The organism is Flavobacteriales bacterium (genome assembly GCA_016716605.1).
Classification (GTDB): Bacteria; Bacteroidota; Bacteroidia; order Flavobacteriales_F; family PHOS-HE28; genus PHOS-HE28.
Genome location: JADJWA010000001.1, coordinates 1,643,133 through 1,656,954 on the forward strand (window position 1 = coordinate 1,643,133; position 13,822 = coordinate 1,656,954).

General features: G+C 62.8%; 14 protein-coding genes. 6 read left to right on the forward strand and 8 right to left on the reverse strand.

Features of this window, described 5'->3' with window-relative positions:
* Window positions 1–334 precede the first annotated feature (334 nt).
* Together IPM12_06445 and IPM12_06450 are read right to left on the reverse strand one after the other, a co-directional pair.
* Window positions 335–634 (reverse strand): type II toxin-antitoxin system RelE/ParE family toxin, encoded by a 300-nt coding sequence (locus IPM12_06445; protein ID MBK9147443.1) that lies wholly within the window; start codon window positions 632–634, stop codon window positions 335–337.
* Window positions 634–861 (reverse strand): hypothetical protein, encoded by a 228-nt coding sequence (locus IPM12_06450; protein ID MBK9147444.1) that lies wholly within the window; start codon window positions 859–861, stop codon window positions 634–636. The genes IPM12_06445 and IPM12_06450 overlap by 1 nt, the downstream gene beginning before the upstream one ends.
* Window positions 862–1,029: 168 nt before the next feature.
* Between IPM12_06450 and IPM12_06455 the strand changes: the two genes are divergently transcribed.
* Window positions 1,030–2,028 carry a T9SS type A sorting domain-containing protein gene (locus tag IPM12_06455; protein MBK9147445.1) on the forward strand — a complete coding sequence of 333 codons (999 nt, stop codon included), beginning with the start codon at window positions 1,030–1,032 and terminating at the stop codon, window positions 2,026–2,028.
* Window positions 2,029–2,152: 124 nt separating this feature from the next.
* Here the strand turns inward: IPM12_06455 and IPM12_06460 are convergent, their stop codons facing one another.
* Entirely contained in the window at window positions 2,153–2,590 is a 438-nt protein-coding gene (locus tag IPM12_06460; GenBank protein ID MBK9147446.1) for a hypothetical protein, read from the reverse strand.
* A gap of 166 nt (window positions 2,591–2,756) precedes the next feature.
* Between IPM12_06460 and IPM12_06465 the strand changes: the two genes are divergently transcribed.
* Together IPM12_06465 and IPM12_06470 are read left to right on the forward strand one after the other, a co-directional pair.
* Window positions 2,757–3,176, forward strand: coding sequence for a DUF1801 domain-containing protein (locus IPM12_06465; GenBank protein ID MBK9147447.1), 420 nt, complete (start codon window positions 2,757–2,759; stop codon window positions 3,174–3,176).
* A gap of 53 nt (window positions 3,177–3,229) precedes the next feature.
* Entirely contained in the window at window positions 3,230–3,676 is a 447-nt protein-coding gene (locus IPM12_06470) for an LEA type 2 family protein (GenBank protein ID MBK9147448.1), read from the forward strand.
* Here IPM12_06470 and IPM12_06475 read toward each other — a convergent pair.
* A complete protein-coding gene (locus IPM12_06475; GenBank protein MBK9147449.1) occupies window positions 3,666–4,253 on the reverse strand; it encodes a hypothetical protein in 588 nt (195 codons plus the stop codon). The genes IPM12_06470 and IPM12_06475 overlap by 11 nt on opposite strands.
* Here IPM12_06475 and IPM12_06480 point away from each other — a divergent pair.
* A complete protein-coding gene (locus IPM12_06480) occupies window positions 4,252–6,276 on the forward strand; it encodes a thioredoxin domain-containing protein (protein MBK9147450.1) in 2,025 nt (674 codons plus the stop codon). The two genes, IPM12_06475 and IPM12_06480, sit on opposite strands and share 2 nt — an antisense overlap.
* Window positions 6,273–7,193, forward strand: a complete 921-nt coding sequence (locus IPM12_06485) for a hypothetical protein (GenBank protein MBK9147451.1) — start codon at window positions 6,273–6,275, stop codon at window positions 7,191–7,193. The genes IPM12_06480 and IPM12_06485 overlap by 4 nt, the downstream gene beginning before the upstream one ends.
* 13 nt (window positions 7,194–7,206) lie before the next feature.
* On the opposite strand, the gene tsaB is transcribed toward IPM12_06485, so the two are convergent.
* From tsaB to IPM12_06505, 4 genes are all read right to left on the reverse strand, one after another.
* Window positions 7,207–7,881: a tRNA (adenosine(37)-N6)-threonylcarbamoyltransferase complex dimerization subunit type 1 TsaB gene (gene tsaB / locus IPM12_06490; protein ID MBK9147452.1), complete on the reverse strand. Its 675-nt coding sequence runs from the start codon at window positions 7,879–7,881 to the stop codon at window positions 7,207–7,209.
* 40 nt (window positions 7,882–7,921) lie between these two features.
* The gene (locus IPM12_06495) at window positions 7,922–9,355 is read right to left on the reverse strand and encodes an aldehyde dehydrogenase family protein (GenBank protein ID MBK9147453.1); all 1,434 of its coding nucleotides are present in this window, start codon (window positions 9,353–9,355) and stop codon (window positions 7,922–7,924) included.
* Between the two features lie 67 nt (window positions 9,356–9,422).
* Window positions 9,423–10,841, reverse strand: coding sequence for a TolC family protein (locus IPM12_06500; protein ID MBK9147454.1), 1,419 nt, complete (start codon window positions 10,839–10,841; stop codon window positions 9,423–9,425).
* Between the two features lie 99 nt (window positions 10,842–10,940).
* On the reverse strand, window positions 10,941–12,176 hold the full coding sequence (locus IPM12_06505) for an OmpA family protein (protein ID MBK9147455.1): 1,236 nt from the start codon (window positions 12,174–12,176) through the stop codon (window positions 10,941–10,943).
* A 141-nt stretch (window positions 12,177–12,317) separates the two neighbouring features.
* Between IPM12_06505 and IPM12_06510 the strand changes: the two genes are divergently transcribed.
* A complete protein-coding gene (locus IPM12_06510) occupies window positions 12,318–13,796 on the forward strand; it encodes a hypothetical protein (GenBank protein MBK9147456.1) in 1,479 nt (492 codons plus the stop codon).
* Window positions 13,797–13,822 lie beyond the last annotated feature (26 nt).

Genomic DNA, 13,822 nt, shown 5'->3' on the forward strand with positions numbered 1-13,822 from the left:
TCTAATACTCGGAGGTGTGTCCTGCATGCGCACCGCTCCCGCAGCGGTCTGTCCGTGCACTTAACGGACGACCCTGCAGCTCGGAGTGCCAAGCTAGACCCACGCAGGGTGTCCTCTCCACTTCCGCAGCGGTCAGTCCGTGCACTTAACGGACGAGCCTGCGGCAAGTAGCCGCAATCACTTCTTCTTTAAGCTGCGTCAGGGTGTCCTTGTGGGCGCGGCGCCTCCTCAGCTAGACCCGCGCAGGGTGTCCTCCCACCTCCGCAGCGGTCAGTCCGTGCACTTAACGGACGACCCTGCCTTCGGCAGGCAAGCCCGCGGCACGTAGCCGCAATCACTTCTTCTTTCGGAATCGCTTCCCCGGGTGTTGGCTGGTGTGGAAGACGCGATAGATGACCACCGCATTCTTCCATTCGCCATAGAGCAGCACATAGGGGAAGCCATGCAGAGGCAGCTTCCTGAAGTGCTTGTAGATGATGGGGCTGCCGCGCGGGAACTTCCTGATGGCCGCTTCGCATGCAAGGACTTCCTTCAGGAACCGCTCATCAAGGCCTTCAGCTCTATCTCGGTACCACGCCATGCCCTCGGCGATGTCGTCCGTGGCCTCGTCGCGGTAGATGAGCGTGGGTGCCATCAACGCACCGCCTTACGGACCCGCCGCACCATTTGCGCGCTCGTGAAGCTCTTGCCCTCGCCACGCACGTAGCGTTGGTGCGATGCGTCGAGCTGTACCTTTTGCTCAGCGCTCAACTCGAAGTTGAATCCTTGGTTGAGCACCATGTCCACGGAATGCAATTCGGATTCGCTTTCGGATTCCAGGATCTGCTTGGCGAGGGAGACCTTGAGTTCGTTGAGCTTCATGGTGCTAGAGCTTGATCCAAAGATAGGATCGGATCATGGTGCCGCGCTACCACCGCAACGAAGCCCCCGCTGCCGCGAGTCCGCGAGTCGTGGCCGCCACCTCCAGCGTAGCTTCGACAACCACAGGGCTGCCCCGGCGTCTTGTAAACACCAACCACCGGTCTTCCAATGCGAACGACTTTGATGCTCATTGTGCTGGCCTCCACGGCCACGGGCACCCTGGCTCAGCCCACGTTGCAGTCTGGCGCCTTGGCCTATTCACCCGGTGACAACTGGACGATTTATGGCAGTAGTGCTTACCAGATCCCGCTATACGGTGCAGGGCTCACCTGGAATTTCAGCTCCCTAGGCTCGGGTGCTTGGGCGGATGTCATCGACATCATCGCCCCGTCCACCTCCGTGCTGGCAAGCTATTACCCCGATGCCACGGCAACCGACCACGACCCGGACTTTTCCGACTTCTTCTACGCATCGAGCCCCACCGAGGAGCTGTACTTGGGAGTGGGGATAAGTGCCGGCGGGCAATACCGCGTTTGTGATGACCCACAGACCCTGGTGACCTATCCGTTCAATTACCAGGATGCCTTCATGGATACCTATGATTGTTTCGAGACAGGCGGGGGCTTCGACCGTATCCTATCGGGAACGACGAACGTGTCCTACGAAGGCTACGGCACCGTGATCATGCCATGGGGCACCTACACCGATTGCGTGCTGATCCGCACCGAGATGGCGTGGACCACCGAGGTCGTTGGTGTGCCGGATATCTCCACCTACACCCTGCTCACGCATCGGTTCCATAAGCCCGGCATTCCCATATACCTGGTCTCCTTCGAGGACCAGACCTTCTTCGATGGCGGCATGGGCGGTGGTTCCATGTATGTCCGTTTTCCTGGCCTGCTGACCACGGCGGTGCATGGCGGGGCACCGGCACCCGGCATGCACGTGTTCCCGAACCCGGCCGCGGATGAGGTCACGCTCCAGCGACCGACATCCGACCTCTGTCACATCGAGCTGATCGACAGTCAGGGCAGGATGGTGCTGAGCGAACAGGTTTCGGGTACCCGAAGCACGCTTTCCATATCCGGAGTGGCGGATGGACTCTACACGCTGTGCATTAGCACGGGGAATGGGGTGGTAAAGCAAAGGCTGGTGAAAGGCGGGTAAGGCACCCCGCTCCCTCGAATCTCTATAGCCCCCCGCAGGGCATCCTTGCGTGCGCACCACCTCCGCAGCGGTAAACGGACGACCCCACGGCTCGGCGCACCAAGCACGCACATGCGCCGCGCCGCTATTCAAATATCGCCCCAGTACGGAGCTCGCCGCTTGCCAGCTGGGCCTCGAACGCGTCCCGGTCCATGCCCTGCACGGCTTCCACTTTTACGCGCGACGCCGCGGAGCATTCGTTATGCCAGGCGTAGAAGGAGTTGAAGCATAGCCATGCCGGGCGGGCCGCCACCCCGCCATAGCGCGTGAGGATGGCCAGTTCGTTCGGGCCGTCGTTCCGTTCATCGAATAGGAAGCCGAGGTCGATCAGTCGTCCGGCATCGGCTTGCAGTGCAGAGGCGTTCATCGCGCTGATGCTGAAGAGTTCGCCATCCTCTTGCTGGAAGTTCTCCGGATCATCGATCTCGTACTCCGCGCGGAAGCCCTCAAGCCCTCCGGGGAATTTGTGCTCCACGGCTTGCTTCAAGACGATGAGGTTGGCTAGATGGATCCAGATGGGCATGGGCTGAAGATAGCAGCCGCCCGCGTCGCCACCCATCTGCGCGTGGGGTGTCCGTGTCTCTGGATCCGCGCAAGATGTCTCCACCTCCGCGGCGGCTCAGCGGACCTTCAGCGCGGATCTCCGATCAAGGCGGATCTTTGCCATTGGCGCAATCCCTTTAGAGCCCATGCCTAAGCCCAATAAGACACGCGCTACCGCTGCGAGCGTCGATGCCTTCATCGAGAAGCAGACGAAAGAGCAGGTTCGCGATGACTGCCATGCGCTGATCAGGTTGATGCAGGAGCTGACCGGAGAGGCGCCGCACATGTACGGCCCATCCATCGTCGGCTTCGGCACCTACCACTATTCCTACGCCAGCGGTCATTCGGGCAGTGCGCCCCTGGCGGCCTTCAGTCCGCGCAAGCCGGAACTGGTGATCTACCTCGGCGCGGAGGCCCAGGAACCGGATCTGCTTGCCAGGCTGGGGAAGCACAGGGCCTCCAAGGGCTGCCTCTATGTGAAGCGCCTCGAGGATATTGACCTGAACGTGCTGACGGCGATGATCAAGAAGTCGATCGCAGCCACCCGGAGGGCCCATCCGCAGTAGCAGTGCAGGCCCGTCCCGGCACCATCTTCGCCACGCCGCCGATCATGAGACCCATGCGCCCACTTGAATTTCTCGCCGTCGCCCTGCTCTTCGCCTCCTGCTCGCGCTATCAGGATGTGGTGCTGCACGAGATCACCGATGCCGAGCTGATCAGCATGAATGCCAAGGCCATCGCCTTGCGGATCGATGCGCGCATCGAGAACCCCAACGGCTTCCGCATCCATGTGGAGGAGCCTGATGTGGACCTCTTCCTCAACGACCGTTTCATCGGCAAGGCCCTGCTCGATTCGGCGCTGGTGATCGATAAGAAGGCCACCGCGGTCTATCCGGTGTACATGCACGCCGACCTCGCCGGCGGGCCGTTGGTGGCCATGCTGATCACCAGTGCGCTGAGCGGCGAGGTGAAGGTGGGGGCGAAGGGAAGCGCTGCCGGGCGTGCAGGCGCGCTGAAGAAGCGCTTCCCCTTCGAGGTGAGCCAGGTGATCAGCCTCAGGGACTGACCACCGGCCGTTTCTGCACCACCACCTCGAATCCCAGCAGGCCCTCGGCGATGCTCACTTCCTGCACGTGGCCATGCGCATCGGGCAAGTCGGGATAGATGCTTCGCGCCATCCAATGGTCTTGCAGGAAGTCATCGGAGAATGTGTAGGTCCAGTACGTGCGGTGATTCTCGACATCGACCACCGCATGCGTGCTAACGGATGCAGGGCCATGACCGAAGTAATTAGCCCAGAGCAGCGCACTGGTCACAATCGGACCAATGGACAGGAGGTTGAAGAGGAACCATTCCAAGCGCTCCATGCCCATGCGCAGCCCGGAGCGCGCGTAGGGCAGCAGGTTGCCCACGAAGCACAGGCCGATGAAGAAGCGCATCAGCAGGCCATGGTCGATGAGCGTCCAGGGCACCACGGTAAGCGCGCTCACCAAAGCAACGAAGACACCGAAGGCCATAAGGGTGCCGGGCCAGCTGCGGTCGCGCACCTGCGCTTGGGTCCCCGATCCAACGGCGAATGGTTGATCGCGCTGCCGGGCATCAGTCCGCACCGGTGCGCGAGCGATTTCCTTTGAAGCATCCATGACGCACGGACAAAGTAACCAGCCCAACAGGCTCATCCGCGAGAGCAGCCCCTACCTTCTGCAGCACGCGCACAACCCGGTGGATTGGCACCCATGGGGCGAGGAGGCCCTCGCCAAAGCGCGCGCGGAGAACAAGCTCCTGCTCGTGAGCATCGGCTACAGCAGTTGTCATTGGTGCCATGTGATGGAGCGCGAGAGCTTCGTGGATCCCGCGATCGCGGCGCTGATGAACGCCCATTACGTGTGCGTGAAGGTGGATCGCGAGGAACGGCCGGACGTGGACCATGTGTACATGGCCGCCGTGCAGTTGATGACTGGCCGGGGCGGCTGGCCCTTGAACTGTTTCGCCCTGCCCGATGGCCGGCCCGTGTATGGCGGCACCTACTTCCCCCCGGAGCAATGGAGCCGTGTGCTCGCCGACCTGGATCGGACCTGGCAGGCAGAGCCCAAGCGCGTGATGGAGCAGGCCGCGCGGCTGCAGCGCGGGGTCGCCGGCAGCATGATCGCTCCGGAGGAGGCGGCGCCCATCACCGAAGCGCGAGCAACCGCGCTGCGCATGGTTGAGGCTTGGAAGCCGCGCCTCGATCAGCAGCACGGCGGGGCCGATCGAGTGCCCAAGTTCCCCATGCCCAACAATTACCAGTTCCTGTTGCGCTTGGCGGTGCTCACCAGCGACAATGATTTGCTGCAGCACGTGGAGCTCACGCTCGTCCGCATGGCCATGGGCGGCATCTTCGATTGGGTGGGCGGCGGCTTCGCGCGTTACAGCACCGACGCCCTGTGGAAGGTGCCGCATTTCGAGAAGATGCTTTACGACAACGCGCAGCTCGTATCGCTCTACAGCCAGGCCTATCAAGTGCTGAAGAAGCCGCTCTACAAGGAGGTGGTCGCGCTCACCATCGGCTTCATCGAGCAGGAGATGTCCTCGCCTGAAGGCGCATTCTTCAGCGCGATCGATGCCGACAGCGAGGGCGAGGAGGGCCTCTTCTACGTGTGGTCCGATGGCGATCTGCAGAAGGTGCTCGGCCCCGAGTACGACCTGGCCCGCGCCTACTTCGACATCGGCGGGCAGGCCCTTTGGGAGCATGACCGCAACATCCTGCGGCGCGGCATGCCCGACGCCGACTTCGCGCGCGCCTTCGGCATCGGCGAGGGGGAGCTGGATGAGCGCCTCGCGCGGATCCGGACCTTGCTGATGCAGGCACGCAGCAAGCGCGTGCGGCCCGGCCTCGACGACAAATCGCTCACCAGCTGGAACGCGCTCATGGTCACCGGCCTGTGCGATGCCCACGAGGCCTTTGGCGAGGAGCGATGGCTCGGCCAAGCACTGCGTTGCATGGAGCATCTGCTTAAGGAATGCCGCAAGGCCGATGGCGGATTGCGGCACAGCTGGAAGTCAGGGGCCGCCACCATCAATGGCTACCTGGAGGACTATGCGTTCACGATCGAGGCCCTTCTGGCGCTCTACGGCCTCACCTTCAATGAGCGCTGGCTCACCGAGGCCCTAGCGCTGGCCGAACATGCCATCCGCCACTTCCGCGATGAGGCCACTGGCTTCTTCCACTTCACCAGCGACCAGGATGCGCCCTTGATCGCGCGCCCCATGGAGCTCGAAGACAATGTGATCCCGGCGAGCAATTCCGCGATGGCGCGCTGCCTCTTCGTGTTGGGCGCCTATTTCGACGATGACCGTTTGACCGGCATGGCCGAAGCCATGCTCGCGAGCATGCTCCCGCGCATCGCCGAGCATCCATCAGGTCATAGCAATTGGGGCCAGCTCGCGCTGATGCGCGGATGGCCACTGCACGAGATTGCCATCACGGGGCCTGAAGCGCTGCGGCTGCGGCGCGATTTCGCGGCGGGCTTCATCGCCAATCGGCTCTTCCTGGGCACAACGGGACGTTCGCAACTGCCCTTGCTGCGCGATAAGGCCCTGCCCGGGAGCATGATCTTTGTGTGCGTGGAGAAGAGCTGCCAGCTGCCCGTTCCCACGGTTCAGGAAGCCCTCTCCCAGTTGCGATGACGATGTTCACCGGCCTGCGCGGCCTGTTCCCTTCAATGGCTCTGCTGTTCGGCGCCGGCCAGGCGGTCTCCCAGGCCCTGCTCGTGCTTCCGAGCGCGGAGGAAACGGATCTGCCGGCCTTCAACGAGCGATTCATCGCGCGCAATGGGATCGCCAGCATCGTGGGTGAGCGCCTGGTGAAGCGCGACGGTGAACCCATGCGCAGCGAGCGGGAACGGCTGCTCTTCCGCTTCGACGACGCAGGCCGATTGATCTACAGCAATAGCTCCTACGGCCAACCAGGCACCGGGCGCGATACCGCCTCCATCAGCTACGAGCGCAATGCCGAGGGCCGCGTGCAACGGCGCCTGCGCAACGACCTCGGCGGCCACTTCGCCTACGTGGAGCAGTACGATGCCGAGGGCCGTGTGATCCGGGAGACCTATCAGCGGATCGAGAACCTCCGTAGCAACCGCTACGAATTGGTGCCCGGTGCCATCATCGAGGTGAGCGACGAGCACTTCCGGTATGCGCGCCTGAACGACAGCACGGAGCGCAAATCATACCTGAACAACCTGGACCTGCCCTATCGCGAGCAGCTCTTCATCAGCGACCGGCGCGGCTACCTGCTCGCCATCGAGGATCGATACCTGGTGAGCAATCGGCGCGGTCGGATCACCTTCCGCTACGATGAGCAGGGACGGCTCGCCGAGCGCACTGAGCAGCCCGATCTGGCACAGGCCCGGATCACCCGGCGGGTGTGGCGCTACGATGCCGCCGGCAATGTGACCGAGAGCGAGTACTGGCTGGGCGAGAAGCAGGTCTCGCGCGACGAGTACGTGTACGAGGAAGGCACCATGCTGCCCAAGGCGCGGCTGCGCAAGGACCAGTCCTCAGGCCATATCCATGTCCTGAAGTTCGTCACGACCCGGCGCTGATCCGCGCTGTTCCTCATCCGTCCTTCTTCCGCGGCTGGGTCACCTTGGCTTCCTTGCCGTAGAGAGGCACCAGGTAGGCGAGGTCGTCGGTCGCTCCGGATGCGAGGCGTGCCTCTGCCAAGGCCAGCATGGCGCGCGCATGCGGCCGCGCGCCGGACTGATGCGTGATCCGCGGGTGCCGGGACCAGAGCTCCGTGGCCTTGTCGGCGCCATCGCCGAACACGGTGCATGGTCCAGCGCTGACGGCCCATGCTTCATCCAGGATCAACGGTGCGGCTTCACCCTGCGCGCGACCATCGGGACCGAAGGGCTGAGTGAACACTTCCATGCGACGCGCGTCGATCATGGGCCATTGCACTTGTCCCTTCAGCCCTAACGACTGCATCAAGGTCTCCAAGGTGGACACGCCGATGATCGGGATACCGAGCGCATAACAGAGGCCCTTGGCCGCGCTGAGCCCGATGCGCAGGCCCGTATAGCTGCCCGGCCCGATGCCAACGGCCACCGCACCGAGCATCCGCATGTCAACGCCGGCTTCGCGCAGCACCCCGTCGATGAATACATTGATCTTCTCAGCGTGCACTAAGCGATCGCTCGCAAGCTCCTGCTCAGCCAGCAGCACGCAATCGCGGCCCAGCGCCACGGAGCAGAGCTTGGTGGCGGTCTCGATGCAGAGGATCACGGGCATGGCGGCGAAGATGGCAAGGCGATCCTACGCGGCGCGCGCGTCATAGGCGCGCCAAGCGCATGGCCCAGCGGATGAAGAAGGGCTTGAAGGGCGGTTTCAATGGAGCGAGCGTGCCCCACACGCGCTTCTGCACGCTGCGCTCATTGCTGAAGGCGAGGAAGGAATGGCGGCCACCGCTCTTGCCGAGGCCGCTGTGATTCACGCCGCCGAAGGGCTGCCAGGGATTCGAGCTCGTGGCCATCAGTTCGTTGATGGCCGTGGTGCCGGCCGTGGTGCGGCGCATGATCGCCTCGGTCGCGCGCTTATCGTTGCTGAGGATGTAGAATGACAGCGGCCGCTCCAGCTTGGCGATCACCGCCAGGGCCTCATCCAGCTCGCTGTAAGCGATCACGGGCAGCACTGGGCCGAACACCTCTTCCTTCATCACTGCCATTTCAGGGGTAACACCCGTGAGCACATGCGGGGCCATGAACCGGTCGCCTTCATGCAGCCCGCCGCCAATGGCGAGGCGCGCGCCCTTCGCCACGGCATCGTCGATCAGGCCCTTCACGCGTTGGAAGTTGCGCGCATCCACCATGCGGCCATATTCGGAAGAGGATTCGAGGCCCTTGCCGGAGGGGTCATACATCCGCGTGATCTCCAGCGCGCACGCAGCGATGAACGCATCGACCTGATCAGCACGCACCAACGCGTAGTCGGGGGCGATGCATGTCTGGCCCGTATTCATGCACTTGCCCCAGATGATGAGGCTGGCCGCCTTCCGGATATCGAAGCTCTTGTGCACGACCACCGGCGATTTGCCCCCCAGTTCCAGCGTCACCGACGCCAGGTGCTCCGCGGCGGCGCGCATCACCACCTTGCCCACGGCGGGGCTCCCGGTGAAGAAGATGTGGTGGAAGGGCTTCGCCAGCAGCGCTGTGGTGGTGGGCACATCGCCCTCGACCACGGCCACCTCCGCTTCATCGAATAGATCGGCGATCATGCGCTTGATGAAAGCGGACGTATGCGCAGAGACCTCCGAGGGCTTCACGATCACCGCATTGCCCGCAGCGATGGCATGCATGAGCGGCAGGACTGCGAGCTGCAGCGGATAATTCCAAGGGGCGATGATGAGCACATGCCCTTTCGGCTCGTAGCGCGTCCATGCCTTCAGGCCGGACATCGCCAAGGGCACCGGTACGGGCTGGTCCTTCACCCATCCGCGCAGGTTGACATATGCATGCCGGAATGCCGCGAGCAAGGGCAGCAGCTCGATCACCTTGCTCTCCTCGGGAGATCGGCCGAGATCAAGGCGCAAGGCTTCGGTCCATTCTCGCATCCGTTTCTCCTCAAGCAGGTATCGCTCGATGCCCCGGATGCGCTCGAGCCGATCCTTCACAGTGGAATCCTTCAGGCGCTGCAGATTCCCAGCCGCATGCTGCAGCGCGAAGAGGCGCTCGGCCTCGGCCACATTGCTGAATCGCTGGTCGGTCATGCGGATGGCGCCTGCGCGGCGCCGTGGGCAAATGTCCGCACGAACGGACCTGCGGCGGATGCACCGATCACAGCGCCACGGGCATCCCTTGGAGGATCTCGAGGTACTTCTGCGCCATCAGGTACTGGTACTTGGCGGCGATCAGATCGGCCTGCGAGCGGTTCACCGTGGCCTTGATGGTGGCCAGCTCCATGCTCGTGATGGCGCCCTGGGCGAGCCGTTCGGTGGCATAGGCCTCGTTGAGGGCTGCGGCATCAACCGCTTTCTGGGCAGCAAGGAACTGCTTGTAGGCCGAGCGCTGCGCCACGATGGCATCGAGCACATTGCGCTGCAGGTCGTTGCGCACGGCAACGAGGCTGTTGCGAGCGCGTTCGTGCTGCACGCGCGCGCGGTCGATGGACAGCCGGTTCTGCATCTGGTTGAAGATGGGGACATTGAGCTGGAAGAGCAGGCTCTGGTTGAGGTTCTGGTCGAGCTGCTTGCCGAAGGGCGTGAGCTCCGTGTTCACATTGAAGGTGGGCGCATACACCAGATCTCCGCCGAGCGTGCTGCCGATCACCACCGGATCGCCGATGATGGGCTCGCCCACTTGCTGGAAGTTTCGCCCGCTGTAGCCCGTGCCGACGGAGCCATTCAGCCCGAGCGTGGGCATGCTGCCGGATCGCGCGATGCCGATGCCCTTCTCAGCGCTCTGGGCCTGGGCTTCGGCTTGAGCGAAGCTGGGGTTGCTGCGCAGGACATTGGCCAGCACCTCAGCGGGGTCGGCCGTGGGCTCGGTGATCCGCAGGCCGGTGATCGCCGGTGCCTGGATGCTGAAGCTGAGCATCTCTTGCGGCTCCAATTGCAGCGCGCGGCCAAGCGCGAGCATGCGCTGGTCGGCCTGGTTGCCCAGGTCAACGACGGCGAATTCCTCCTGCGCCAGTTGCGATTCGATGGCCAGGAGGTCGGCGCGAGCGAGCCGGCCCGCCTCGACCAGGGCCTGCGTGCGAGCGATCTGCTCGCGCGTGCTGGCGGCCTGCGCCTCCGATGCGGCCTTTCGTTCGCGCAGCGCCACCACATCGAGGAAGGCCTGCGCGGATTCGAGGCGGGCCTGATTGCGCGCAGCATCGATGCCCAGGCGCGCCGCCTTCGCATCCACTTCATTCCGCCTGATCACCGATTGCTTTCGGAAGCCCTCGAACAAGCTGAGCGTGCTGCTCAGGAAGAAGTTATTGGTGCGCACCCGGTCGTTCGCGAAGGTGTTCGTGAAGCGGTCGATCACACGCCCGTAATTGTAGCCGTGCGTGGCACCGCCGTTCAGGTCGGGCGCGAGCGACCAATAGCCCTGGTCCCTGGTCTTGTCGGCCAGCTCGGCATCGAGCTGGGCGTTGAGCACGGAGAGGCTGCGCTCCTCAGCGCGCTTCACGCATTGCTCCAGGGTCCATGCTTGCTGCGCGGTGGCGGGGATCGAAAGGGCGATCGATGCGATGACGGGGATGGCTCTCATGGTCCGGTTCTCCCGCCAACAATGCGGGAATGGACCAAAAGTACCGGGGGCCTCAGGCCAGCGAAGGCTCCTGTGATGAGCGGCGGATTGGCGGGGCGATCAGTTGGCGATCACTTTGATTTCCACGCGGCGGTTGGCCTCGCTCTCCTCCTTGTTCTTCGGGCTGGGATAGAGCATCTGGGAGTTGCCCAAGCCCACATGGGAAAGGCGGTCAGGTTCCACGTCGTTGACCACAAGGAAGTCATGGACCGTCCTCGCGCGCGAAGTGCTCAGCTCGATGAATTCCTTCTTGTTCTTGAAGGTAGGGCCATTCACATGGCCCTCGATCTCGATGCGCACCTTGGGATTCAGCTGCATGAAGCGCAGCAGGAGCAGCAGGCTGGCCTCGCTCTGGCGCATCACCTTGTCCTCGTTGCCCACGAAGCGGATGTCGTCGAGCACCACGCGCTCACCGGCGCCCACGGGATTGAGCTTCACCTCCACCTTCACCTCCGGATCGGTGCTGCCCTTCAGCCGCACGGTCTGGAACATGTAGCCCTGGCGTACGCAGCCGATCTTCAGGTTGCGGTACATGTCCATCTCGAATTGATAGCTGCTCTTGCCCTTGGCTTCCACCACTTCATTGAAGCGCATGCCATCGATGGTGAGGTTGGCGTCCACGGGCTTGCCGGTCTTGGCATCCACCACACTTATGGAAAGCTGTTGCTTCTGCTTGGTCTTGTCCTCGGGCTCTGGTGGGGGCGGCGGCGGGTCGTAGTGGAACTTGATGGTGTAGCCCGCCAAGGGACGATCCTGGTAGTCGATGGCGATGTAGAAAAGGTCGCCCTGCCTCACCTCGATGGCGCGGCTGAAACTGCTGCCAACGCCGCTCCGGACGAAGTCCTCCGGGGCGTCCTTGCGAAGGCCGCAGATGGAGCGGTTGCTCTTGTCGTTGCGCGAGATGTTGCTGCGGATGGGCTGCACCTGCTTGCTGGCGATCTTGTCGCAGATGCCGGGGATGGCCCCCTCGAAGACCAGGAAGTCGATGTCGTCCTCGATGTTGTCGGGGATGATCTCGAACGTGAGGATGGTGGTGGCCGGGCTGCGGAACTTGTACCAGGTGCTGTGATGCTCGCGCTCGAACCACTGGGTGTGGTCGCTGGGGTTCTCCTTGATCTCGAGCTTGTTGCCGAAACCGCGCACGGCCTGCGGCTGGTGGAAGACCGAATCGGCGATGAAGATGGCGCCGGAGCAATCGCCGTTGTCTTGGGTCAACGGTGAAGCGGATTGCTGCGCCATCGCGGCATGCGAAGCAGCAGCAACGACCAGCACGGAGAGACTGCGGGCCAATTTCACGGCCCGTTCATACGGGAAATGCCAAGGAGGGTTCGTGGAGAAGTGCGGGGTATCAACCGCGACCGATCCCATTACATTCGTTCTACCAAAGCCCAAACTCATGCCCGCCCCGCACGGGTGGCGGGTTGAACCTTACACACCATGAGAGCCGTACTGCTACGCGCCGCGATGCTCGCATGCGCTTTGGGCCTTGGCGCGGCCATGACCATGGCGCAGAAGCGCAATGCGAACGTGCTCTCCGGAAGGAACTGGCTTGCATTCAATGATGGCCAACCGCCGGTGGCGGACTCCATCGTGCGGTTGGGGCTATCAAGCATCAGTGACACTACTGGGCAGTTGAAGGTTTACTTGGGGAAATACCCTGGCTTTCAAACGTGGCACCTGTTCGACGGAGACCACAATGAGCTGCCTGGGACGCCTGTTAATCTGAGCCTTTCACAGGGCGGTGGTTCCAAAGCCGTCTTTATACCGAAGCCCAATGCGCCTGATAGCGCATATATGGCCTTCATCAACGGGTACACCACCTTCCCTCCGCACATGCATCGACTCGGTGTTCTTGCCTTGGACATCGGTGCGCAAGGAGCGCCATCTGGCGGGGTTCAGCCAAGCACGAACTGGTTGGCAACGGACGTTGCCGCCAGTTTCATGGCCGTTCCGCATGCCAATGAACAGGACTACTGGATCGTGTTGCAGCCGATCGGCTCGAATGAATTCCACGCCTACCAAGTGAGCGAGAATGGCATCAGTCCATCACCAGTCATCAGCGACGCCGGTCCGGTCCGGAGCATCGACTGGCAATTTGGCCAGTGGGTGCCCAATGCGGCGGGAGACCGGTTCGCTTACACCCAACGAAAATCGAACAGTGCGGGGGGCAATGTGCCAGACACGCTTGAGACCGAGGTCTTCGCCTTCGACATCTCGAACGGGCTGGTGAGTCATCAGCTCACGTTGCCGAGCAGGCGGGCGCAAGGCATCGAGTTCAGCGTTTCGGGCCGCTTCCTCTACATTATTGAGCATGCACCGAATTGGGGACAACCGGGAGTGAATCTCACGTTGGTGCAATACGACATGGACGAAGCTGATGCAGCCGCGACGCGCACCGTACTCCATACCTATGCCGAGCCCAACTATGTGAACGGAAATGTTCGCCAGCAGCTCTTGCGCGGCACCGATGGACGGATCTACAGGAGCCACGAGCTCGCCGTGCCCATGCTTGGCGTGATCATGGAACCGGAACTGTCGGCGCCTCAATGCAACTATGTGCATGATGGTCTGGCCACCCTCAAGACCTTTTCAGAATTCTATCCTCCCATGAGACGCTACCACGATTCGCCTGTGATAATCACGGCTGCACCGGCTACGTCCGCTGAGTACAGCGCCGTGACCAGCCCGAACCCGATTTCGAATACGGGTTGGCTCGTGCAGACCGGTTTGGAGGGCAGCGTACGCTTGGAATGGCAGGATGGACTAGGCCGCATCGTGCGCTCCGAGGCGGCAGTGGCAAGCGATGGCCGCGTGGCAATCGACGCGAGTTCACTGTCATCTGGAAGCTACTTGCTCCGCGTGTCGGGTGCTGGAGCGAGGCTGCCACTTGTGCAACGCGTGGTGGTTGCGCCTTAGGCTCTCCTTAGGAATCCCGCTCTCTA